The 25,091-nt window shown below is 42.2% G+C and carries 21 protein-coding genes; all 21 read right to left on the bottom strand.

From position 1 onward, the window contains the following. Positions 1-243 precede the first annotated feature (243 nt). The gene (locus tag KS419_RS13610; RefSeq protein WP_217066939.1) at positions 244-1,320 is read right to left on the bottom strand and encodes a tetratricopeptide repeat protein; all 1,077 of its coding nucleotides are present in this window, start codon (positions 1,318-1,320) and stop codon (positions 244-246) included. A gap of 253 nt (positions 1,321-1,573) precedes the next feature. After that, positions 1,574-2,266: a bifunctional phosphoribosyl-AMP cyclohydrolase/phosphoribosyl-ATP diphosphatase HisIE gene (hisIE, locus tag KS419_RS13615; protein ID WP_217066940.1), complete on the bottom strand. Its 693-nt coding sequence runs from the start codon at positions 2,264-2,266 to the stop codon at positions 1,574-1,576. Next, positions 2,263-3,021, bottom strand: a complete 759-nt coding sequence (hisF, locus tag KS419_RS13620; RefSeq protein ID WP_217066941.1) for an imidazole glycerol phosphate synthase subunit HisF — start codon at positions 3,019-3,021, stop codon at positions 2,263-2,265. The genes hisIE and hisF overlap by 4 nt, the downstream gene beginning before the upstream one ends. Continuing rightward, positions 3,022-3,765 carry a 1-(5-phosphoribosyl)-5-[(5-phosphoribosylamino)methylideneamino]imidazole-4-carboxamide isomerase gene (hisA, locus tag KS419_RS13625; protein ID WP_217066942.1) on the bottom strand — a complete coding sequence of 248 codons (744 nt, stop codon included), beginning with the start codon at positions 3,763-3,765 and terminating at the stop codon, positions 3,022-3,024. It lies immediately after the preceding gene. A 6-nt stretch (positions 3,766-3,771) separates the two neighbouring features. Next, complete coding sequence (gene hisH, locus KS419_RS13630; RefSeq protein ID WP_217066943.1) at positions 3,772-4,398, bottom strand: imidazole glycerol phosphate synthase subunit HisH; 627 nt, start codon at positions 4,396-4,398, stop codon at positions 3,772-3,774. Beyond that, positions 4,395-4,988, bottom strand: a complete 594-nt coding sequence (gene hisB, locus KS419_RS13635) for an imidazoleglycerol-phosphate dehydratase HisB (RefSeq protein WP_217066944.1) — start codon at positions 4,986-4,988, stop codon at positions 4,395-4,397. The genes hisH and hisB overlap by 4 nt, the downstream gene beginning before the upstream one ends. Then, positions 4,981-6,273: a histidinol dehydrogenase gene (hisD, locus tag KS419_RS13640; protein WP_217066945.1), complete on the bottom strand. Its 1,293-nt coding sequence runs from the start codon at positions 6,271-6,273 to the stop codon at positions 4,981-4,983. Before hisD ends, hisB begins: the two co-directional genes overlap by 8 nt. Further along, complete coding sequence (hisG, locus tag KS419_RS13645; RefSeq protein ID WP_246594068.1) at positions 6,270-6,926, bottom strand: ATP phosphoribosyltransferase; 657 nt, start codon at positions 6,924-6,926, stop codon at positions 6,270-6,272. The genes hisD and hisG overlap by 4 nt, the downstream gene beginning before the upstream one ends. After that, positions 6,923-8,113, bottom strand: a complete 1,191-nt coding sequence (locus KS419_RS13650; RefSeq protein WP_217066946.1) for an ATP phosphoribosyltransferase regulatory subunit — start codon at positions 8,111-8,113, stop codon at positions 6,923-6,925. Before KS419_RS13650 ends, hisG begins: the two co-directional genes overlap by 4 nt. A 593-nt stretch (positions 8,114-8,706) precedes the next feature. After that, positions 8,707-9,231: an acyltransferase gene (locus KS419_RS13655; RefSeq protein ID WP_217066947.1), complete on the bottom strand. Its 525-nt coding sequence runs from the start codon at positions 9,229-9,231 to the stop codon at positions 8,707-8,709. Positions 9,232-9,284: 53 nt separating this feature from the next. Further along, positions 9,285-9,986: a pyrophosphatase PpaX gene (ppaX, locus tag KS419_RS13660; protein ID WP_217066948.1), complete on the bottom strand. Its 702-nt coding sequence runs from the start codon at positions 9,984-9,986 to the stop codon at positions 9,285-9,287. Between the two features lie 502 nt (positions 9,987-10,488). Beyond that, complete coding sequence (locus KS419_RS13665) at positions 10,489-11,472, bottom strand: nucleoside recognition domain-containing protein (protein WP_217066980.1); 984 nt, start codon at positions 11,470-11,472, stop codon at positions 10,489-10,491. Positions 11,473-11,738: 266 nt separating this feature from the next. Continuing rightward, the gene (gene lgt / locus KS419_RS13670; protein WP_246594073.1) at positions 11,739-12,635 is read right to left on the bottom strand and encodes a prolipoprotein diacylglyceryl transferase; all 897 of its coding nucleotides are present in this window, start codon (positions 12,633-12,635) and stop codon (positions 11,739-11,741) included. 175 nt (positions 12,636-12,810) lie between these two features. Then, positions 12,811-13,749 (bottom strand): HPr(Ser) kinase/phosphatase, encoded by a 939-nt coding sequence (gene hprK / locus KS419_RS13675; RefSeq protein ID WP_217066949.1) that lies wholly within the window; start codon positions 13,747-13,749, stop codon positions 12,811-12,813. A gap of 322 nt (positions 13,750-14,071) precedes the next feature. Continuing rightward, positions 14,072-14,428 (bottom strand): phage holin family protein, encoded by a 357-nt coding sequence (locus KS419_RS13680; RefSeq protein ID WP_217066950.1) that lies wholly within the window; start codon positions 14,426-14,428, stop codon positions 14,072-14,074. Continuing rightward, entirely contained in the window at positions 14,428-14,622 is a 195-nt protein-coding gene (locus KS419_RS13685) for a PspC domain-containing protein (protein ID WP_217066951.1), read from the bottom strand. The genes KS419_RS13680 and KS419_RS13685 overlap by 1 nt, the downstream gene beginning before the upstream one ends. A 128-nt stretch (positions 14,623-14,750) precedes the next feature. Next, positions 14,751-15,863: a DUF4097 family beta strand repeat-containing protein gene (locus tag KS419_RS13690; RefSeq protein ID WP_217066952.1), complete on the bottom strand. Its 1,113-nt coding sequence runs from the start codon at positions 15,861-15,863 to the stop codon at positions 14,751-14,753. Between the two features lie 314 nt (positions 15,864-16,177). After that, entirely contained in the window at positions 16,178-16,429 is a 252-nt protein-coding gene (locus KS419_RS13695) for a hypothetical protein (RefSeq protein ID WP_217066953.1), read from the bottom strand. Between the two features lie 352 nt (positions 16,430-16,781). Beyond that, entirely contained in the window at positions 16,782-19,667 is a 2,886-nt protein-coding gene (gene uvrA, locus KS419_RS13700; RefSeq protein ID WP_217066954.1) for an excinuclease ABC subunit UvrA, read from the bottom strand. 7 nt (positions 19,668-19,674) lie between these two features. Next, the gene (gene uvrB / locus KS419_RS13705) at positions 19,675-21,678 is read right to left on the bottom strand and encodes an excinuclease ABC subunit UvrB (RefSeq protein WP_217066982.1); all 2,004 of its coding nucleotides are present in this window, start codon (positions 21,676-21,678) and stop codon (positions 19,675-19,677) included. Positions 21,679-22,182: 504 nt separating this feature from the next. After that, on the bottom strand, positions 22,183-24,576 hold the full coding sequence (locus tag KS419_RS13710; RefSeq protein WP_217066955.1) for a PDZ domain-containing protein: 2,394 nt from the start codon (positions 24,574-24,576) through the stop codon (positions 22,183-22,185). Positions 24,577-25,091 lie beyond the last annotated feature (515 nt).

The raw sequence follows: 25,091 nt of genomic DNA on the forward strand, positions 1-25,091 counted from the left end.
ACCTGAAGTCCGCTCTTTGACTTCAGTTGTCACTTCCGAAGTGCCCCGCAGCGAGTAGGCGCTGGAGCTAGACAACTTGCCCGAAGGTGCAAAAACTTTCTTACCTTTCAAATAAGAAAAAGGAAAGAATCATTTTCCTTTCCTTTGTTTTTACTCTATTATTAACTTTTACATTCTTCTTCATTCTGCCTATACACATAAACAAGGGAAGTGTCTGGTTGCTCCAAGCTAAGTCCCCCATTGTTATTCAATAGGTTTTGCGACTAAGGAAGGGGCAGAGTATATAAACCAGCCATCTTCAGGGATTACTCCGTCTTTAGCCGCAGATAAAACTTTTAAATACTCCGATGCTATTTCCTCGTTTTCATGATCAATAGATCGTGTTTTTTCCCATAGGTACTTCGCCTTCGTCCTATTCCCATTCTTCCATGCGGCAATGGCCATCTGATGGAAATAGGGTGGTGTTTTCCGAAAGTCGCTCCCACGGTAAAGCTTCTGATACCATTTATAAGCGATAGAATACTCCCCTGAAAAAAACAGCGTTTTTGCTAAGTAATAACAGTGCCAATCTTTCATCGGTCTTAAATTCTTAAGGTTTTTACTCCAGATCTCTTTATCAGGATTTCCTTCCAAGAAGAGAAGCGTTGTCATTAAACACTGGGCTAAGAAGTTCGGTTCTTCCTTAAGAAGGAGATCCTGCAAGATTTTTTTTGCCTGGTCAAGTTCCCCTTGATACATAAGGGATTCTGCCAGATAGGCATAGACATCCCACTCTTTAGGCTTTTCTAGAAGGTATCCCCTCGCCTCTTTTTCAGCACCATCATAATTTCCTTTATTTAGTAAATCCACAATTGAGTCTAGTGGGGTAGGCTTCAATGTATATTCAAAGTCCTCTCCTAACTCTAAGTCCTCTTCTTCCAATATAAACATGAGAGAATGAGCGTCCTCTACAAACTCCCCCTCGGGGTCCATTTCGATATATTTCTTCAAATGTGTAATCGCCATATCAAAGTGACCCATATGAGCAAGGTTGTTTGCCATAAAGAAGTAACATTCCGCCATGGAATCATCCACCTCTGAGAGAACCTTTTCCAACCATTTATTTGCTTCTTCAAAATTCCCTTTTTCCGATAAAATAATAGCCAGTTGACAAAGAAAAACCGGTTCTTCCGGCTCCATTTGAATGGCTCGCTCTATATAATTGATTCCCTGGTCTAATTGATGATTTTTATAGGCTTCAATTCCCTTTTTGTAAAAATAAGACCCGTCTTTCATAAAAGGGATAATCTGCCCCTTCTTTTGTGAATTAAGTTCTCGCATGTTGTAAACCTCCAATCCCAAGAAAAACAATAATAACTCAGCGACAGTAAAAAGTAAACTAATGAAATAATGAGAACATTTCATTAACACATTTTACGCTCATAATATATGCAGTATAACATGGGAGTCCTCCATCAAACAACGATGGAAAGCTTTGGAAAGGGCCAGGTCTCGAAAAAATCGAAACCCTGGCCCCTTTACAATTCCCTTTGCAGTTTGTCCAAAAAGTAGAGGGGACAACTCGGAATCGACTTTATTTTCCCTTTGCTCCCCCGTGTCTTTCCCCCAAACGTTCTAATACAGCATCTATTGGTAGTCCTTGCTCCCGGAGTAACACGAGCATATGAAAAAGTAAATCGGCACTTTCCCACGTTAACTCTTCCTTATCCCGATTCTTTGCGGCTATGATCACTTCTGATGCTTCCTCGCCAACTTTTTTTAGTATCTTATCCACGCCTTCTTCAAATAAATACGTTGTATAAGATCCTTCTGGTCGTTCTGCATCTCGCTCTGCAATGACTTGTTCCAACCGGTTAATTATCGCAAATCGATCCCCGTGAGAAGCAACCTGATGCGTGTCCTCACCGGTCACTTTCGTAAAACAACTATACGTTCCCGTGTGACAGGCAGGTCCCGCCGGTTCAACGAGTACCACCAACGCATCCTGGTCACAGTCTAATCGCATTTCCACAATTCGTTGTGTATTACCAGAGGTTGCCCCCTTATGCCAAAGTTCCTGTCTTGAACGACTGTAAAACCACGTTTCCCCGGACTTCAAACTCTGTTCCAGCGATTCACGGTTCATATAAGCGAGTGTAATCACTTCTTTACTTTGATAATCCTGAACCACTGCTGGAATTAAACCAGCATGATCAAACTTCACCGTCTCTAGCTGAAAGTTTACATCCAACCCATTTTCGTCATCCACATACTTTTCGTCACTCATCGCACTTCAAGCCCCCTTTGCTTTAAAAAAACTTTCACTTCTTCAACAGATGTTTCCCGATAGTGAAAAATAGAAGCTGCGAGTGCTGCATCGGCTCGGGCCTCTTCAAAGACATCATAAAAATGTTCCTTTGCCCCGGCGCCGCCCGATGCGATGACTGGAACCGAAACGGCTTCGCTGACAGCTTTCGTGAGACTTATATTAAAACCAGTTTTTTCCCCATCCTGATCCATACTTGTGAGAAGAATTTCTCCGGCTCCAAGGGCCACGGCCTCCTGAGCCCATTTCACTGCATCCCGCTCTGTCGGTTTCCGGCCGCCATGGGTATAAACACGCCACGAACCAAGCTCTTCATCCCACTTGGCATCAATAGCGAGGACGATACATTGCGAGCCAAAAAAGTCAGCACCTTCCTGGATTAATGGAGGACGCAGCACGGCTGCTGTATTTACGGAAACTTTATCAGCACCTGCCCGCAAAATCCGCTTCATATCTTCCAATGAATTGATTCCACCTCCAACGGTAAAGGGAATCGCCAGTTTTCCTGCCACTTCTTCAACGACGTCTACCATCGTTTCCCGGCCTTCATGGGAGGCGGATATATCGAGGAAAACGAGTTCATCTGCCCCTTGCTCATCATAAAATGCCGCCAATTCCACAGGGTCACCTGCATCCCGAAGACTGACAAACTGTATCCCTTTTACGACACGGCCTTCTTTCACATCTAAACAGGGAATGATTCGTTTCGTCAGCATCTATCCCTTCACCTCCCGTAACGCCTCTTCCAGTGATACCCGGCCAGTATATAATGCTTTGCCGATGATGGCCCCTGCGACACCTTCACCGGAATGATATCGCCTCACAAGTTCTCGGACATCATCCATGTCCTTCACGCCCCCGGACGCAATCACTTGTTTTCCCGTTACTTTACCAAGGTTAGCGATCGCTTCCACATTCGGTCCAGACAACATCCCATCCCGTGAAATGTCCGTCATGATGAATGTTTCCGCCCCAAATCGCGCTAATTCTTCTGCCAATTCTTCCGCTTTGACCGTCGACGTTTCCAACCATCCGTGAGTGGCCACATAACCGTCCCTCGCGTCAATCCCGATGGCAACCCGATCTCCCCCATACTCAGAAAGCATCTCTTTCACAAACTCGGGATGAGAGATGGCAGCACTACCTAAGATTACCCGCGCCACTCCTCCGTCTAAGTAAGACTGCACCGATTCTTTTGTCCGGATGCCCCCACCTACCTGCACTTGTGCACGCCCATGGAGGGCTTTTGCCGTTTTCAGGACAACCTCATGATTCACTGGCTCCCCAGCTTTAGCCCCGTCCAAATCCACCATGTGGATCCAGTTTGCCCCTTTCTCTGCAAAACCCGCCGCCATGTCATAGGGAGAATCACCGTACACTGTTTCCTGATTATAGTCACCTTGGATAAGGCGGACACATTTTCCGCCACGAATATCGATTGCTGGATAAATGGTAAACATTACAGATCACTCCCCTTTCCCTGATGTGAAATTCGTTAGCATTTGCATGCCGAGAGTACTGCTTTTTTCCGGATGAAACTGCGTTCCCCAGACAGAACCCTTCGCAACGACTGCCGGAACGACCACATCATAATCCGCCGATGCGACGATTACCTCTTCCGCCTCCGTCTTTACCACATAAGAATGAACAAAATAGACGTGACCGTCAGAAACATCCTTTAAGATCTCATGACTTTCTTGGTGAAAACGGAGTCGGTTCCATCCCATGTGTGGTACTTTGTAGCGTTCCCCCTCACTAGTGATGCCAGGGAACCGTTCCACTCGACCTGGAAGAAGGCCTAATCCCTCCGTATCTCCATTTTCTTCACTTTGTTCAAACAGTAATTGCATCCCTAGACAGATTCCCAATAATGGCCGGTTATTCTCTGCCCATTCCTGAAGGAAAACATCCAAACCCCGATCCTTCAATTCGCGCATTCCATCTCGGAACGATCCCACACCAGGGAGGATTAATTTATCTGCTTTTGCCAGTTCGTCTATATTTTCAGAAAGAAATGGGGTATAGCCAATCCGTTCCAATGCTTTCGTGACACTGTGAAGATTCCCCATTCCATAATCAACAATTCCTATCATGTTAAGCTTCCTTTCGTAGATGGAACTCCTGTTACTCTTGGGTCAATTTGAGTGGCTTCGTCCAAAGCACGACCAAGGGCTTTAAAGATTGCTTCAATAATATGATGTGTATTTTGTCCGTAATGAACGATGACGTGCAGGTTCATTCTTGCTTCAAGGGCAAACTTCCAAAGGAACTCATGCACGAGCTCGGTGTCAAAGGTACCGACTTTTTGCGATGGGAGTTCTCCTTTGAATTCCAGATGAGGCCGATTGGAGAGGTCCACAACCACTTGGGCTAATGCCTCATCCATAGGCACAAACGCGTTGCCGTAACGACGAATCCCTTTTTTATCCCCAAGGGCGGCCTTAAGTGCTTCTCCTAAGACAATGCCGATATCTTCGGTCGTATGGTGGTCGTCGATTTCGGTGTCCCCTTTCGCCACGATTTTGGTGTTAAATAGTCCGTGTTTTGTGAAGAGGTCGAGCATATGTGTCATGAATGGGACGTCGGTATCGAGCTGTGCCTTCCCTTCCCCATCGAGATTGAGCATGGCTATTATTTCTGTTTCGTTTGTTTTACGGTGGATCGTCGCTTCACGGCTACTCATTTTTGGGTTCCTCCAATCGTTTTTCCACAGCTCGGGCATGGGCTTCTAATCCCTCTAGTCGCGCGAAGGCTGCAATTTTCGATGCGTTTTGTTGAATTGCTTGTTTGCTATAGGATATGATGCTTGATTTTTTAGTGAAGTCTTCTACGGTAAGGGGGCTGGAAAACCTCGCTGTTCCGTTAGTTGGCAAGACATGGTTCGGTCCGGCAAAGTAATCACCTACAGGCTCAGAGCTGTTTTCACCGAGGAAAATAGCTCCTGCATGGCGAATTTGCGGGAGAATCGCCCAAGGGTCAGCTACTAGTACTTCGAGGTGTTCTGCTGCCAGTTCGTTAATAGCCTGGATTGCTTCGGGCAAGGATGCTGCCAAGTAGATCGCTCCGAAATCCTGGATAGAGGCGGTGGCGATTTCTTCTTTCGGTAGTGTTTGAAGTTGTTCTGTTACTTCTTTTGCCACTGCTTCTGCTAGTGTTTCGTCTGTCGTCACGAGAACGGCTGATGACAGGGGATCGTGCTCTGCCTGGGACAGCAGGTCTGCAGCGATGTAAGCTGGATTGGCAGTGCTGTCTGCCAGGATGGCTATTTCGCTCGGTCCTGCAATCATATCGATGGCGACGGTTCCGAAAACTTGCTGCTTTGCTAAAGCAACATAAATATTTCCTGGTCCGACGATTTTATCTACGGGAGCAATGGTTTTCGTTCCGTATGCAAGGGCTGCGACAGCCTGTGCTCCACCTACTTTATAAATTTCGGTAATTCCAAGTTCTGCTGCAGTGACGAGAACGGTGTTATTCAGTGTAGAATCCTTCTGCGGTGGGGAAACCATCACGATCCGTTGGACACCGGCAACTTGTGCTGGAATCACATTCATGAGTATCGTTGATGGATAGGCAGCACGGCCTCCTGGTACGTATATACCAACGGCATCGAGTGGTGTAACTTTCTGCCCGAGGATCGTTCCGTCAGGCTTGGTTGTCATCCAAGATTGTTGTACTTGCCGTGCATGGAAGTCGCGGATATTAGCTGCAGCTTCACGGATGATAGCGATGGTTTCGTTGGTTGTATTGGCATAGGCTGTATCAATTTCCTCCTGGGTTACTAAGAGCTGGTTCGTCTTAGGATCGAGATCCACACCGTCAAATTGGTTTGTATATTGACGGACTGCGTTATCTCCGTTTTTCCTGACGGTTTGAACGATCTCTTCCACTGCTTTCCTCTGTTCTCCAGTTCCTTGATCAATGGATCGTCTCAATGTGATGTTTTCCGTTAATGGAATGATCTTCACTGGTTTTTCTCCCCTTCCACGACTGCTGCTATCCGTTCTACCATATCATCAATTTGCTCTGATTTTGTACGGTAACTCACAGGATTAACAATAAATCGCGATGTAATTGGCATCATCGTTTCAATTTCCACGAGGCCGTTTTCCTTCAATGTCCTTCCAGTGGAGACGATATCCACGATCCGGTCCGCAAGACCAATGATTGGCGCCAGTTCAATGGAGCCGTTTAGCTTGATGATTTCCACTTGTTCTCCCTGCTCCCGGAAGTACGATGACGCGAGGTTTGGATATTTGGACGCTATTTTAGGCGCGATGTCTGCTTTCGGATTATACGTGGGGAGTGCGGCTACGGCCATATAGCAGGCACTTATTTTTAAGTCAAGTACTTCATACACATCCCGTTTTTCTTCTAATAGCACATCTTTTCCAGCCACACCAACGTCGGCTACGCCGTGTTCCACGTATGTGGGAACATCCATCGGTTTGGCAAGGATAAAACGCATCCCCGCTTCTGGAGAATCAATGATAAGTTTTCGGGATTCATCAAATTCTGGTGGCAATGGATAATCGGCTTTCCTTAATAATGCAACTGCCTCATCAAAAATACGGCCCTTGGGCATTGCAACGGTTAATAGTTTCGAATCGGGTGTCATCATTTGGCATGCCCCCCATTTCCATTGGATCCAACGAAATAAGTTACGTTATTGAATTGGGCAGAATAAGCATCCACATCGCTGATACCAATTAGGTCTTGCATGACAACGGTATGCCCTTCCTCTCTCCATTGTTTCGCTTTTTCCATTGCTTCTTTGCGTCTTTCATTACTAAAGATAATACACATGTCGTTACGGATAGCTTCTTTTGTTTTTCCCAGCGCTTCTGTCAGCCGGTCCAGTCGCAGGCCAAAACCAGTTGCCGGTTCCGGATCATGAAATTTTTCCAGAAGGCCGTCATAACGTCCTCCGCTCCCTATAGGAAACCCAAGTCCTTCGCTGTATGCTTCAAAGACAACACCGGTATAATAGCTAATATGCATCACGAGGTTTAAATCGAGCAAGATATTGTCTTTCAAATTATAGGCTTCCAGTACTTCTATTAATTGCTCCAGTTGTTGAAGGGATTTAATTGTCGGTTCACTTTCAGCAAGCTGGCGTGCTTTATTGATAATATCCGGTCCCCCTTTTAATGTGAGGAGTTCCTTTAACCGGCGCTGATCAATGGAAGAAAGGGGAAGCTGATCCACTTCCTTTCTAAACCCAACATAGTTTTTCTCAAACAAATATCTCCGAAACACTTCCACTCGTGCTTCGTTTCCAAGAATTTCAAATAGATAGGCATTTACAAAGCCTATATGCCCTACTGCAATTTGATAGTTTTCTAGTCCGGCTTTTTCGATCGACGACATCATGAGCGCAATCACTTCTCCATCGGCACTGTTCGATCCATCTCCAATGAGTTCAACACCAATTTGTTCAAATTCGGCAGGTTTCCCTCCCTCACGCTGCTGAGAACGGAATACTGGAGCATCGTATGTTAACCTAAGCGGCCGTTGGGTATTTTTTAAGGTGGATGCTGAAATTCTGGCAATCGGCGCTGTCATATCCGGACGGAGCACTAATGTATTCCCCTCTTGATCTAATAGTTTAAACAGTTGTTGATCTGTAATCGCAGATACAGAGCCTACTGTTTCGTAATATTCGAGTGTCGGGGTCTCGATTGCGGCATACCCCCATTGTGTCACCTCTTTTGCGATGGCATCTTTTACTTCTTTTTTCAGTTGGTACAGTTCCGGGAGGGTATCTTTCATTCCCACCGGTTTTTCAAACATGAATAACTTTGTCATCGTCCTAAACACCTCAATTGGTTTTTGTCACATAATTGTCGGGGACCTGCTCCCGCACAATTTTGTGACAGATTGTCACATAAAGTTCGGGGACCAGGTCCCGGTATTTTTTGTGAACGGTTATGGTTTATATGAAAAGACTGATTGAATGATATTTGACGTACAGACTTACAGGAAAAACGGCTAAATCCAATTAATGAACTGTAGGCTATCATTCCATTATAATTTTAAGCTATGTTAAAGGCTAATGTTGATCTTTTATAAGGCTAAATTTTAAAATTGAACCTTGATTGTAAAGGAAGAGAAAACGACGAAATCCTGTAGTAATAATCAACTTTGAACAGTTGAGAGCCTACATTTATCCTTCTCCTTCGATCACCTTTGTTTTACGCTTTAGTTCACTAATGTGCTAATGAAATAAAGATGTTAGTTAGTAGTTTACATGTGGATGACACGATCGTCAATAAAAAAAGTACATTAAATTATATTTTTATTTGCATTTTAGTGTGACCAGATCCTAATAAGGTCATTACTATCGTTTCCCAATGGTTCCAACACCAATAAATTCTATCTTTGAAGAAAAACCTCGAGACTCACTTCGTCTCGAGGTTGTCCACTTCTTCCTTTTCCCGTTCCTCTTTTGTTTTAATAATTCGCATCGGGTTTCCTCCCACGAAGGAACCTGCCGGTACATCTTTATGTACTAAAGTGCCTGCAGAAACAATGGCATCATTACCAATTTCAACACCTGGTAAAATGGTTGTATTAGCTCCGACCATGACATTATCACCAATGATTACTTCTCCAAGGCGATACTCTTTAATTAAGTACTCATGGGCAAGAATGGTTGTGTTATAGCCGATCACCGTATTTTTCCCAATTTTTATTTTTTCCGGGAACATTATATCCATCATCACCATTAAAGCAACCGCTGCCTTATCACCAACATCCATTCTTAAGAATGTACGGTACAGCCAATTTTTCATTGAAAGTACTGGAGTATATCTGGCCACTTGAATCACGATGAAGTTTTTAACAACTTTCAAAAAGGAGACGGTTTTATAAACTTGCCATAGGGAGTTTGCTTCTTCTACTTGGTAACGCGTCGTTCGTCTCATTCTAATACACCCACTTTCATCGTTCTCCGCTTACATCCATATTACCCGTTTTGTTATGAAATTCCTAAATGAAATAGTAAATCTTTCATGTTTTCCAACATAATGTCAGGATCATATTGGTTCAAAAACTCAGACCCCTTAACGCTCCACGCAACACCTGCTGTTTTTGTTCCTGCATTTTTACCACCAAGTATGTCATGTTGGCTATCACCAACCATCAACGTTTTTCCAGGAGTTGAACCTAACGCAGCCATCGCCTTTTCTAGTGGTTCTGGGTGTGGTTTATAGTCTGTCACTTCGTCCAAAGAGATGACCACGTCAAAAAAACGGTCGATTCCCATTAATTTTAAACCTTTCAAAGCCGTTTCCCTTCGCTTCGTTGTTACAATTGCCATTTTAAAATGATTTTTTTCTAATTCTTCCAACGTCTCCATAACACCTTCATACTCTGTTACAAGTTCATCATGCTTTTCTAGATTAAACGAGCGGTAAGTCTGCGTCATCTCATTTACTTTTTCCTGATCTAATAGTTCAAATGTTTCTGATAAAGGTGGGCCGATAAATGAGATCACATCTTCCCTTTTGTATTTTCCAGGGTAATACACCTCCATCGTATGTAAAAAGGAAGCGATAATTAAATCAATTGTATTAATCAGTGTACCATCCAAATCAAACAGGATCGTATCAATATCATTTAAAACTCCTACTGAATTTTCCTGTGAGGATCCCGCAAAACCATTTTGTCGATCTGACATTAACATCACTACTCCTTTCGCTTAATAACGAATTATACGTTCGGTGGAACGTTGCTGATACAATCTATCCTGTCATAAGAAAAGCGCAACCGCCTTTGGTCACGAACGTAGGGCAGTGGAGGAATGACAACCTGAAGTCCGCTCTTTGACTTCAGTTGTCACTTCCGAAGTGCCCCGTAGTAATTAAGAAGTAACTGAAAAAGTTTAAAACCACTTTTTCAGTTTCTTTTATTTGTATGGCAATGGCTGCGCTCGTCGCTCGCCTGATAGGAGAAAACCACTCCTATCAAGCTTTTAAAGATTGCGACGGCTACGCTCATTGCTTTGGGACTGTAAAAGTGGAAAAGCACCACTTTTTCAGTTCCCATGCGAGTAGGCGGTGGAGCTAGACAACTTGCCCGAAGGTGCCGAAACTTATCTTATTTTTCAAAATAGTCGGGGACCTGGTCCCTGAATATTTTGTGACAACTTAGCCCACTACAACTAGCAGATTTTTTCCTACTTATGAGCTTTTTTCTGCAGGATAGTCTTCACTTTCCAGAACGGAATCACCATCCCCATATTCCTTTTTATTCTTCTCCAGTCGATTCCAAATAACCGCTACGGCTATCGTTAAGATTATTGCCGTTAACAGTCGGATTAGAAGTAACGGCCATAAGGGAATGCCTAATGGTGCAAATAAGAGGGTATCTTCAATGACTGCATGACAAGCCACTAAGAAAATCATAACAAGGTAAATGTCCTTTTTACTGACACCATCCTCCTTTACTGCTTGAATCATAACCCCTGCACCGTATGCGAGCCCAAATACAATCCCTGCAGCAAGCGTGGTGGATGTGTTTTCCCTTATACCTAATACTCTTGTAAAAGGAGACATCCATTTGGAGAATATAGTAAGCCACTTGAGATCCTTCATTACTTGTATAAAGATCATTATTGGGATAACAATGAGCGCTAACTGAAAAATTCCAAAAAAGGCGCTTTCTATTCCCTGCAAAACAACTGGCCAAATACCAGTCACTTCTTCTCCACTATTGGAAGGTACGAGACCATACTTTGCCAGGTCCCCTCCCCCTTGCCAAGTGAGATTTATCAACCATGCAGAAAACAATGCTAAACCAATTCTCACTAGTAAAACGACCCAAATTTTTACCCCAACTTGTTTAGCCACTGCCGATTCCACAAATAAATTATGGGAAAAGGACAGCATGACTGCTAAAATGAATACTTGTTTAACCGTTAAATCCATCGTCAGCATGGCTCCGATGGCAGCGTAAAGGTTTAATACATTACCTAAAACGAGAGGAATTGCCGCCTCTCCACTCAATCCAATAAACCCCATTAACGGTGCTAAAAGTTTTGTAAGCCAGCCCATCAAAGGAGTAGCTCCCAGGATAGTGACTATTAACGTAATTGGAAAGATAATTTTTCCTAACGTCCATGTGGTATGGAGACCCACTTTAAGTCCTTCTCTTAATGTCTTTATCATTTCAATGGGTACCTCCTGCGAGAAAAGATTCCGTCCTTAAATTGTCACAAAATATTCGGGGACCTGGTCCCCGAATATTTTGTGACCGTTACTCATTCATTATTTGCGAAAATAAAGATGGCGTCAAGGAACAGATTCCAGGACGCCATCTTTTATAACTCTTTATAAAAGGTAATTAATAAGTTTTGGAACCTTCGGCCATTGTCTGGTTCCACTGCCCTAAGCTCGTAACCTTAGCCGCTTCAGCTTTTCTTGTTTCGATTCTATTTCTTTTTCTTCTTTTTTCCTCCAGATTTAGAACCGCCTTTTTTATTGCCAGGCTTATTATTACCCTTAACTGGTTCTTCATCTAAATATCTTGCATCTGCCATGCCCTTTTTTCGGCGATAGATTATCAGGATAATACCACCTACAACCGTCAGTATTGACACAACCTGAGCAGTCCGTAAGAAATCACCGATTAATAGATAATCAGTCCGTATTCCCTCAATGAAGAATCGGCCCACAGAATACCAGATCGCATATGTGATAAACATTTCGCCCCGTCTCATATTGACACGACGTAAGTATAGTAGAATGGCAACCCCTATTAAATTCCAGATCGATTCGTATAAAAACGTTGGGTGATGGTATGCACCATTAATATACATTTGATTAATGATAAATTCCGGTAACATCATGTTTTCCAGAAAACTTCGGGATACTTCCCCCCCATAAACTTCCTGATTCATGAAATTTCCCCAGCGCCCTACCGCTTGACCTAGAAGAATACTAGGCGCTGCAATATCGGCAATTTTCCAAAAGGAATATCCTCTTTTTTTCGCAAAGATAAGGGCTGTTAGAACAGACGCTATCAAGGCACCATGGATAGCTAAACCGCCTTCCCAAATGGCAAAAGCCCTCGCCGGATTATCAGCGAACTGCTCCCAGCGGAAGATTACGTAATACAATCTCGCTCCAATTACCGCTAATGGCAGAGCATAGAGAAGTAAGTCTGCGAATAATTCCTTCGGTAATCCCCGTTTTGTTGCTTCTCTTGTGGCTAAAACATATCCTAAAAATGCACCTAAACCAATTAATAATCCATACCAATAAACTGTAATGGGCCCTAGTTCTAAAGCTACCGGGTTTAATGGTTGAATTGTTCCGATTGTAATCAACGGGCATACACCTCTTTTTAAAAAATCCAGGATGGGAAATTCCCACCCTAACATATCTAACTTTATCATAATAAACAGAACGACTCTTGTATTTTCTCTTAAATATTCTAAACATGAAGCGTATCATGTTTTTATAAAAATTTCATTGAAATTCTTTAACAATTATTCATTAACCTTAGTAATCGTCCCGATCTCCTTCTTCAATAACATTTGCTAGCTTTTCCGTAAACTGCTCTGCCGCATTAATCCCCATTCTTTTTAAACGGAAATTCATTGCCGCAACTTCTATAATAACAGCAAGGTTACGGCCAGGACGAACAGGAACCGTCATTTTGGGCAAATTCGTGTCAAAAATTCGAATCGTATCCTCATCGAGACCTAAACGATCATATTGTTTTTTCTGATCCCAAAGTTCTAAGTGAATCGCTAACCCGATCCGCTTATAGTTTCGAACCGACCCTGCTCCAAACAGAGTCATGACATTGATAATACCTAACCCTCGAATTTCAAGGAGATGCTTAATAAGGTCCGGAGCTTGTCCCACTAAAACTCCGTCATGTTCCTGACGAATTTCTACCGAGTCATCCGCAACTAAACGATGTCCCCTGCGAACAAGGTCCAGGGCTGTTTCACTTTTACCCACTCCGCTGGATCCCGTAATGAGAACACCAACACCATAAATGTCCACTAAAACACCGTGCATCGCTGTCATTGGAGCTAATTGACCTTCTAAAAAGTTAGTAACTTGAGAACTTAATCTTGTGGTTTTCATATCAGATCGTAGTATTGGAACACCCACTTCATCTGCAGCGTCCAATAAATAAGTAGGCGCCTCTAATCCCCGGGATAAAATGACACCTGGTGTATCATATGTACAAAGCCGAACCATTCGATCCTTTTTTTCATCTTCGGAAAGTGTGTCGTAAAAGGACATTTCCGTTCTTCCAAGGAGCTGAATTCGTTTGGCAGGATAATACGTAAAAAAACCTGCCATTTCCATCCCAGGTCTTGAGATATCGCTTGTTGTAATAGGACGAAACGCAACATCCTCTTCATTATTAAGAAGTTCCAGTTTAAACTCGTCTATTAAATTTTTCGCAGTTACTTTTGCCATTTTAGGCTAACCTCCTTTAGAAAGACACTTATCATTTTATCATACCCAAAGCACCACAATACAATAAATATTACAGAGTTCCTAAGGGAGGGAGTTGTTTTATATTAGGGAACCGTCCATTTAGCAATTTGGTTCAAAAAAAAGAATGGGAGGTTTCCATGTGGTTGAAAACCTCCTCATCTTTTTTATATAGTGAACTAATATTAAGGGGTGAGCCAGTTAGGCTCCCTATAGTTAGCTTACTGGCATCTATATTAGTTACAAACAAGGGAATATTGCCCTAAATATCCGTATTCCGAGAATACACCAACCGTTTTCTCAGCTATCTTTTAGAAACTGGATCGACGATCGTCGAGTGAATCAATGCGCTTAATACTGCAAAGATGATCGCTGACACAATTGCCATTCCGAAACCGTCAATGATAAAATTACTTCCCATCATTAGTGATGTAATCCAAAGTGTGATTGCATTGATGACGAACAGAAACAATCCGAGAGATAGAATGGTGATTGGCAATGTGAGAACGATTAGAATTGGTTTCACAATGACGTTGACCAATGCAAGGATAAAACTAGCTAACAAGGCTGTTGCAATTCCCGACACTTCAAACCCTGCAAAAAAATGGGAAATGATTAGCAAAACAACGGCATTGACAACAATTTGTACTGCCCAACTCATTAATAAACATCCGTTTCATTAGGGATGATGATCGTCCCGATAATATATGCAAGTAGTACTGTTCCAAAGGACATAAAGAGCAGAATAACGGCTAGAATTCGTATTACTGTCGGGTCAATATTAAAATACTTCCCTAACCCTCCACATACACCTGCAATTTTCCGATCATCTACTGAACGATATAATCGTCTCATGAAGATCCATCTCCTTTCCATCCGATCTTACGAGTGCTGCATTTAAGTTGCATAGTTTACTACTACATCTAGAGATAGTGGGTCATGTATCTATTAAAAATCCATTTAGTTACTTAAATTCTAGGAAATTAATTGCGAACAGTGATAGAGCCTGTTGTTGCCTCCGCTTCCACGTAGAAGGAGTATTCCCCATTCTTATTTGATAAAAACGACATTTTCTTATTACCGAATTCTTTCGTTTCATCGATTACTGTAAGTTGTGGAAGATCACAATTAATGCCACCCACCGTTGATTTTACTTCTCCTTCTGTTTTAACCCCATCAGGAACATGGACTGTGACACTGCCAGTAGTTGTTTTCATATATGCACGGCTGTTTGCCGGTTCTAATAATGTATAATGAATCGTTCCATTCAGCGTTTCCGCTTCTAACTCCCCTTTAGCAGAAGAGATGGCAATCGTTCCGTTAACTGTCTTAGCATCACAATTATCAGAAATCAGCTTACTAACTGAAATAGTTCCATTGACAGTTTCTAGACGGACGACTTTACCTTCCAGTTCTTCAAAACCGATACGGCCGTTAACCGTTTGTGCTTCAAACTTATCGAAGGCTACGTTTTCACCGCTAATTTTCCCATTAAACGTATATAATTTTATTTTTTCTAAGTCCTTACGTGGTACGTAAACGACAGCATTCACTTTCATTGTTTTCTTACGGGATTCAAACCGCATTCTTCCGTTAGCTGTATCAAATAATACTTCATCTAAAAAATACTTACGGGCTTCATCAGTATCACGGACTTTGTATACTTTAACGCCACACTCAATCCGAATATCATTTTCGTCCCACGGTTGGAAAGTGATGCTTCCATTTTCTACGGAGATATCTACATCCTTAATCAAGGCATTCCGATGTTGGAATACATGTTGTATCTCCACAGAGGAACCAAAGTTGAAATCAAGATCAAACTCTTTTATTTTTTGAACCGCATCTTCGATAAATTCAGAAAACCTTGTTGCAAAGGAGCTTACTTTTCGTTCTGTTTTTCGATAGTCGGAACCGCTCTCCCAATCAACATCCCTAGAAACGGAACGCTCTGTATTTTCATGCTGACTTTGTTCTTCAGTTTGAGAAGCTTTTCCAGATTCATTCTTTAAGGCGTTTAATAATTGTAAACCCTCTTCAGCAGTAATCTTCCCATCTTCAATCATCTTTAATATCATCTTACGTTCTTCTTGCATAGGTTTTACCTCCCCTAATAGAATTCGATTATGACGACATCATTTGAAACCTCACTATTTTGTGTTTTCATGTGTGGCTGTCCATTGACTTCTCTAGTGTTCCATACAAAGGTTACACTATATTGTAACGTTTTACTTTAAAAAAGGTTTCATCGAATGTCATTGTTTTATCGGTATTTTTAATGCCTTAATGATATTTTAATCGTTCGTCGAAAAATGTAATACAGACGGAGGTCCGTTTTTATCTACGCCTCAAGTCTTATTTTATTTCCCCCTATCCTTTTGGTCGTAAGACGACTGTTCGAAAAGAAAACTCAGAGTATGATTATTCCATAAGAAAAGCGCAAGCGCCTAGGCTCACGAGCGTAGGGCAGTGCCTCTTCCTCTACTAGCATCGCTCTGAAGTTTATCCGTCCATCGGGCAGAACGCCACGTCCTGTGGCATGCCCGATATTAGGACGTCCTGTCCGTTGAGGCAACTCGAAGCATACTCGTGAAGTAAACGCTCGTTGGACAGCGAATTCGAAGAAGTAGCTAGAAGTTCGCTCTTTGACTTCGGTTGTCACTTCCGAAGTGCCCCGCAGCGATTAGGAAGGAACTGAAAAAGTTAAAACCACTTTTTCAGTTCCTTTTATTTGTATGGCAATGGCTGCGCTCGTCGCTCGCCTGATAGGAGAAAACCACTCCAATCAAGCTTTTAAAGATTGCGACGGCTACGCTCATTGCTTAGGGACTGTAAAAGTGGAAAAGCACCACTTTTTCAGTTCCCATGCGAGTAGGCGCTGGAGCTAGACAATGCCCGAAGGTGCCAAAACTTATACATTCTTATCTTTTCAAAAAAACTAGCAGATGAATGAACATCCACTAGTTTCCCATAAACATATTTTTTTAATTACCTTTCCTACTGTAGCGATCTGATTAGGAGTGGGTTCCCGTTACTACTTTTTCCATCTGATCCATACGTGTTGCCATTCGTTCCCTTTCTCTCACAAGGATCGGCTTCAAAAACTCTCCGGTATACGATCCTTTCACTTCAGCAACCTTTTCAGGAGTACCTTGGGCAACAATTTTGCCCCCCTTGTCTCCCCCTTCAGGACCGAGGTCAATGATGTAATCCACTGTCTTAATAACATCAAGATTATGTTCAATTACTAAAACAGTATCACCATTTTCGACTAATCGCTGAAGAACCTTCAGCAACCGGTCAATATCTGCCACATGAAGACCAGTCGTCGGTTCATCTAGAATATAGAGAGTTCTGCCAGTGGAACGACGGTGAAGCTGAGACGCCAATTTTACCCGTTGTGCTTCCCCACCGGATAATGTCGTTGCAGGTTGTCCAAGCTTCATATATCCTAGACCCACATCAAATAACGTTTCAATTTTCCGTTTAATTCTAGGGATATTTTCGAAAAATTCCACTGCGTCTTCCACAGTCATATCAAGTACATCAGCAATTGTTTTTCCTTTATATTTCACTTCCAGTGTCTCACGGTTGTATCTTTTTCCATGGCACTCTTCACAAGGCACATAGACATCAGGAAGGAAGTGCATTTCTATTTTGATGATTCCATCCCCACGGCATGCTTCACAACGGCCACCTTTAACATTAAAGCTAAATCGGCCTTTCTTATATCCACGAACTTTTGCCTCATTCGTCATGGCATAGACATCACGGATCTGATCAAAAACACCTGTATAAGTGGCTGGGTTAGACCTTGGTGTTCTACCAATAGGAGACTGATCAATATCAACCACTTTTTCCAGATGCTCGATACCTTCAATGTTTTTGTGCTGACCAGGCTTATCTTTAGCCGTCGTTAATTTTTGCGCGATCGCTTTAAACAAAATATCATTGATTAACGTACTTTTTCCAGAACCGGAAACTCCAGTAACTGCCACGAACACTCCTAACGGAATATCCACACTAGTACCTTTTAAGTTATTTTCCTTGGCTCCGATAATCGATAACTTTCTTCCATCGGATTTCCTTCGTTCCACAGGGAGTGGGATGAATTTTTTCCCGGACAAGTACTGACCTGTCAATGAGGCGTCATCTTGACAAATCTCTTCCGGAGTTCCAGCAGCAGTTACTTCCCCCCCGTGAACTCCAGCTCCAGGACCGATGTCGATAATATGATCAGCTGCAATCATTGTATCCTCGTCATGTTCCACAACGATCAGTGTATTACCCAGGTCCCGCATCTTTTTCAATGTTTCAATGAGACGATTATTGTCACGCTGATGAAGGCCAATTGAAGGCTCGTCCAGAATATACAAAACACCCATTAACGAAGAACCGATCTGTGTTGCCAATCGGATCCGTTGTGCCTCGCCTCCGGATAACGTACCTGCAGAACGGGACAGACTTAAATAATCTAAACCTACATTAATAAGAAATCCTAGGCGTTCGTCAATTTCCCTAAGGATCATTCGTGCAATCGTCATTTCCTTCGGGGATAATTGCAGTGTGGAAAAAAATTGTTTAGCCTCTATTATCGATAGTCCCGTAATTTCACCAATATGTTTTTCCTGTATTTTTACCGCAAGGGTTTCCTTACGGAGACGGTTCCCTTTACACGTTGGACAAGGCTTTTGTGCCATATATCCTTCCATTTGCTCACGGATATAGTCCGAACTCGTTTCTGTATATCGTCGGGAAAGATTTTGAATAACCCCTTCAAAATAAATTTCCTTTTCCCGAACCGTCCCAAATTCGTTTTCATAATAAAAATAGATTTTTTCATTACCACTTCCATACAGGATCTTGTCCATCTGATGGGTAGGAAGCTGCTCCACTGGGGCATCCATATCGATCCCAAAGTGGTCGCAGACACTCTTTAATAGTTGCGGGTAGTATTGAGAACTGGTGGGTTCCCAAGCACTGATAGCTCCTTCCTTCAGAGACTTGCTCCAATCTGGTACTACCAGTTCCAGATCCACTTCAAGTTTACTCCCTAAACCATCACAGGATGTACATGCCCCAAAGGGACTGTTGAAGGAAAACATTCTTGGTTCCAGTTCTCCAATGGAAAAACCACAGTGAGGGCATGCATGCTTTTGACTAAAGAGAAGTTCCTCTTCGCCAATAACATCGACCATAGCCCTGCCATCTGCCAATTCCAGTGCAGATTCCAGAGAATCCGCAAGACGGGCTTCAATCCCTTCCTTAATAACAATTCGATCAATGACAACTTCAATATTATGTTTCTTATTTTTATCCAATTCAATTTCTTCTGCCACTTCCCGCATTTCCCCATCGACACGTATCCGGACATAGCCCTGCTTTTTAATATCGTCCAATACCTTCACATGTGTTCCCTTCCGTCCAGAAACGATCGGTGCGAGAATTTGCATCTTCGTTCGCTCAGGATAGGATAACATTCGGTCCACCATATTCTGGACCGTTTGTGAAGTGATTTCAATGCCATGTGTGGGACAGATTGGTCTTCCAACCCGTGCAAAAAGGAGGCGGAGATAATCATAGATTTCCGTAACTGTCCCTACCGTTGATCTTGGGTTTCTACTCGTGGTTTTCTGATCAATGGAAATGGCCGGAGATAAACCTTCAATCGTATCCACATCTGGCTTATCCATCTGCCCTAAAAATTGACGGGCATAGGCCGATAAAGATTCCACATACCGGCGTTGCCCTTCTGCATAAATGGTGTCGAAGGCTAGAGACGATTTCCCAGATCCCGATAATCCTGTTAATACGACCAGCTTATTCCTTGGTATCGTCACATCAATATTTTTTAAATTATGGGAGCGTGCTCCCTTAACAACGATGTTTTCTAAAGACATGCATCGTTCACCCTTCCGATTTCAATTCAAGGATGATATCCCGGAGTTCTGCTGCACGTTCAAAGTTCAGACTCTTCGCAGCGTCCTTCATCTCCGTTTCCATCCGCTCAATTACTTTTTCCCGTTCTTTCTTACTCATCTTCTGTTTAGGTGCTGCAAATACTGTTTCTTTTGTTTCATAGCCTTCTTCCGTTTCTGCCGCATAAGTGGCTTGAATAAGGTCAGGGACTGCTTTTTGTATTGTCTTTGGAGTTATTCCGTGTTTTTCATTATGTTGCTTTTGTATATTACGACGACGTTTCGTTTCTTCTATGGCTATTTCCATGGACTTGGTCATCTTATCGGCATACATAATAACGTGTCCGTTTGCGTTTCTTGCCGCCCGGCCCATCGTTTGGATCAAGGACCGTTCTGCCCGTAAGAAACCTTCTTTATCCGCATCTAGGATGGCGACGAGGGACACTTCGGGTATATCCAACCCTTCCCGAAGAAGATTGATTCCAACAAGAACATCAAAATGTCCAAGACGGAGTTCCCTAATGATTTGTATACGCTCCAGCGTTTTAATATCAGAATGGAGATAACGGACTTTAATCCCAATTTCCTTTAAGTAATCGGTGAGATCCTCCGACATTTTTTTTGTAAGAGTCGTAATTAGCACTCGTTCATTCCGCTCTTTACGGACATGAATTTCTTCCAGGAGGTCATCAATTTGTCCCTCGATCGGACGAACATCAATCGTGGGATCAAGTAGACCTGTGGGACGGATGATCTGCTCCACCATCGTTGGACATGCTTCTAATTCATAAGGTCCAGGGGTAGCGGATACAAAAATAGTCTGGTGAATATGTTTCTCGAACTCTTCAAAGCGAAGCGGCCGATTATCCTTTGCAGATGGAAGGCGAAAACCGTGATCCACAAGAACACCTTTCCTCGCCTGGTCCCCGTTATACATTCCACGCACTTGGGGGAGAGTCACATGGGATTCATCCACCACAATGAGAAAATCTTCCGGGAAGTAATCCAGTAATGTATAAGGAGTTGCTCCTGATTCTCGGAATGTTAAATGCCGGGAGTAGTTTTCAATCCCCGAGCAATAACCCATTTCGTGCATCATCTCTATATCATATCTAGTCCGCTGCTCAAGGCGTTGTGCCTCCAGAAGTTTTCCCTTTTCATTCAAGTCTTTTAACGTCTCTTCCAGTTCTTTCTCAATATTAACGATCGCCCGTTTTAATTTTTCTTCACGGGTAACGAAGTGAGATGCCGGGTAGATGGCCACATGGTTTCTCTCCCCTAGAATTTCACCAGTCAGGGCATCCACTTCCGTGATCCGGTCGATTTCATCTCCGAAGAATTCCACTCGGAGACAATGCTCGTCCCTTGATGCGGGGAAGATTTCCACCACATCTCCCCGTACACGGAAAGTTCCCCGTGTAAAATTAATATCGTTTCGGTCATACTGAATGTCCACTAAGTCTCTCAACAGTTGATTCCGTTCCTTTTCCATTCCTGTACGCAGTGAGACAACAAGTTCACTATACTCCGTTGGAGAACCAAGACCATATATACATGACACACTGGCAACGATAATGACATCTTTCCGTTCAAATAAAGAACTGGTGGCAGAATGTCGTAGTTTATCAATTTCATCATTGATGCTTGCGTCTTTTTCAATGTAAGTGTCGGAGTGTGCGATATAGGCCTCAGGCTGATAGTAATCGTAGTAGCTGACGAAGTATTCCACAGCATTGTTTGGGAAAAATTCTTTGAACTCGCTGTAAAGTTGTCCTGCAAGTGTCTTGTTGTGGGCAATAACTAATGTGGGCTTGTTTATTTCTTTGATGACATTGGAAATGGTGAACGTTTTTCCTGTTCCCGTTGCCCCAAGGAGTGTCTGAAACTTTTTCCCTTCGTTTATCCCATTGACCAATTCCTTTATGGCTCTCGGTTGATCCCCTTGAGGGTCATAGTGGGACACAAGTTCAAATGTATTTCCCGAGTCTTGCATCATCAATTCGGCTACCTCCTCTTTTGGAAAAATAAATTGATCTATTGAAGCAGTTTTTTATGTGATCTTCTTTTAGTTGTATATTAATATGGATCTTCTTTGCATTATTGTGAGTGTTCAGTTCAGTTAGTGTTGAAAGGGATAAGATTGCTATCCTTTATCATTACGAAAATTAGAGTGAAATGCAACTTTTTCGCTTTCAATTTAGTCTATCAACTTTTACCAATCCATTCGGTTGATTTTAAGGAAAACGCCTCTCTTAATCCATTCTTAACAATTCTGACTCATTATAACACAAGATCACACCGAAGCGAACATATATTCGTTTAAATATTGTCACGATATTGTCACGGACCTGGTCCCCGAATTATCTGTGAACTTTCACAAAATTGTGCGGGACCAGGTCCGTGACAAAAAAAGCAAAAAAACTTTCACAAACGTATAGAGTTTGTGAAAGTTTTTGGGTTTGCTAATATTTATGGGTAAGGTCGTATGGAATGGAAGTTACTTCTTGTCTTTACCTTCGTCATCCTTTTCTAACGTTGGTCTCCACTTGTTTCGTTGTGGCTGCGTCTTTCTAAATTCATCATAAAACGCGGAAAGTCCTGCAGCTTGACCATATGGAAGATCCCCACGTTCTGGTCTCCGTTCCATTTGGTCTAATTTCCCTTGCTCTCCGTAAGCAGATTCATTTTTCAGCTTGGTAGAATCATCTTCTTCTTCAACATTTGCATTATTTTGATCCTGATCCAATTCCCATTCTTCCGTGGCAGATGCTGACTCCCTGAACCCCTTTAATTTAGCAAAGAAATCATCTTCTGAATCTGTTCCATCTTTTCCATCTTCCATGGATTCATCATCGTCTAAGACGTCCCAGAGCGTTTCTTCATTAGGTGCTCTTGAAGATACCGATTCTTGTCTCTTCACCTCATCCCAATGCCCTGTTTTTGTTGCCTCACTATCATTTAAAACAGTTGGACGAGAAGCTGTTGCATCACTATTTTTATCTGCTTGTCTTCCATAACCTTTTTCATTTGCATTAAACTCAAATTCATCCGAGGCATTTTCATTTGCATTAAGCCCAGTTTGATCATCTTGATCATTTTCATTCTCGCTAGATTCGGTTTCATCATGATTTATTCCATTTATATTAAACTCGGTTTCTTCATGATTAATTTCACGTGCAGATAACTCTGGGTCATCTGGGTCATCTTCATTTTCAGAAGATGCATTATCAGTTTCCGAATAAACTTTATAATCATTTTGTGAATAAATTTCAGAATCATATTCAGTTTCGAATTCAGTATCATTTTCAGTATCGTTTTCAGTATCATATCCAGTATCGTTTTCAGTATCATATCCAGTATCGTTTTCAGTATCATATCCAGTATCGTTTTCAGTATCATTTTCAATCAATTCAGTTTCATCAAATGTAAATTCCGGTCTTGCTCCGCTTACATTTGAATCAGCTTCATTCATACCATCTGTTTTATTATCATTTAAGTCGTCTTCCCCTGTAGAGTCAATTTCACCTTGGTGGTGAGGAGTAAGCTCTGCGTCAGCAGGGGCGTCGTGATTTTCTGTCTCCCACAAAGTCCCCTGTTCGATTACGCCATCCCCAGTTCCATCCACGACACTTTGTTTTTCCGTATCAGGGGTCTTCGCCACATTCCGGTCTTGATGGATCACAACGGAGGAACGGAGTCCGCGGGCAGACAGGTTGTTCCCTTCCCCATCATCAGGGACGAAGAGGAGTCCAATTTGATAATGATCCCCCTCAAAGATAGATGATTGGGCAAATCGAATTTCTCCTGCGTAATCCAGTACTTCCAGTTTACAATAGGCGGAATTTTTCTGTAAGGCTTCGTAAACGTCTCTTTGGGTGTAAACTTCTAAGCCATTCACTTTGGTGATGATTTCCCCAACTTCTATTCCCATCTTCTCTGCTGTAGAGTGGGGAAGGATACCGAGAACAACAAGTCCTTGTTGCCTTTGGCTAAAAATACTGTTTTGTTTACTTTCCGATGAGCGTTGTGAGTAATAAACGATTTCCCGTCCAAGAATAATAAATCCGGCCACTGCTGGGAATAGGAATGTCCAATACGTGGCGGCACCAGCAATCAGTGCTGCCAATATTCCTAACAGCAGCAGGCGTTTTCCGATCAATTTTATAGCATAAGAAGGATAGTCACTTTTAATAATGGCATGGATTCCAATTACAAATGGTACAAACATAAATCCGTTGGCCGCACTGCCCGAGGACGGAAACAGAGGCCACCAGCTATCTAAGCTGATTGTACCCATAGGAATTAAAACAAAGATTGGTAAGAACCATAAGCGATTTACCTTATGGGCTCCAACTGTTTTTCCCCGTTTACTTTTATAGAGCATTGGAGATGTTTTTTTCCAGCCGTTTGTTAGGATCAAAAGAGATTCGGTTAGGAGAAGGATTACTAACAGCCATACAAAACCTATTGGATTCATGCCGCTAAGTTCAAACAGGAAATCATTCAGCCAAGGATAGTCTGTCCCCCCTTGTGGTAAAAAGAGGGCGATGATAAGGGCAATGGATCCGACCATTGTCATGCTTAGCAATCTGGCGTTTTTAAAAGGCAAAAACAGGATCCATATGACAGCTAATAGTATCATCATGCTAAATGGAATTTCGATACCGATTCCCGCGACGATCAAGGAAATGACAATGATAAAACCGAGACTTATTAATAATGGATAGGTCAATTCATGGATAACATCGTATACTCTTGTATGGAAATCTTTTCTCTCCCGTTTCACACGGGCTAACCCAATCCAAATGGCCGCAAGAAAAAAGAGATAGGTTAAGGGGTGTAACCACAACCGTCCCAATGCTTTTAATAATTCTAAGGCAACGATATCCATAAAAATTCCTCCTCTATTATTAAGTTTCGTAGTCTAATTAGTAGTTGATAGTAGTAGTATCGGTCAAAATTTAATTCCTGTAAGAGATAATATAGATTTATATGTAAGAGAATCAATTTCATCATTCAATATTTCACTATAAAAACGAACGTTATTCTTAATACAGGATAATCTCGTTCGATTTCCGCTGCAGCTGCAGACGGACGCTTAACCACGGTAAGTTTTAAGATTCATATGATTCATCCAATTAATACGATTCGTTGATTCGTTGATGATAAAAAAATTGTTTAGCAGAAGATTTTGATATTTGTTACTTATACGTTCAGTGCAGTTGTTTGTGATGAAACAGACAGTTGAAGCGAGTATAGTATAATTAAAAAAATATCCTTCTCTTCATTGTAATTCAATTTGTGTAAAAAAAAAGTACTTTTTACACAATCAGTGGAAATTTACCTCACCAATATTACCCATCTGGCCATTTTGTGATGGGATTTGGCTTCGGTTTCATTTCCGAA

This window comes from Evansella tamaricis, from assembly GCF_019042215.1.
GTDB classification, from domain to species: domain Bacteria; phylum Bacillota; class Bacilli; order Bacillales; family Salisediminibacteriaceae; genus Evansella; species Evansella tamaricis.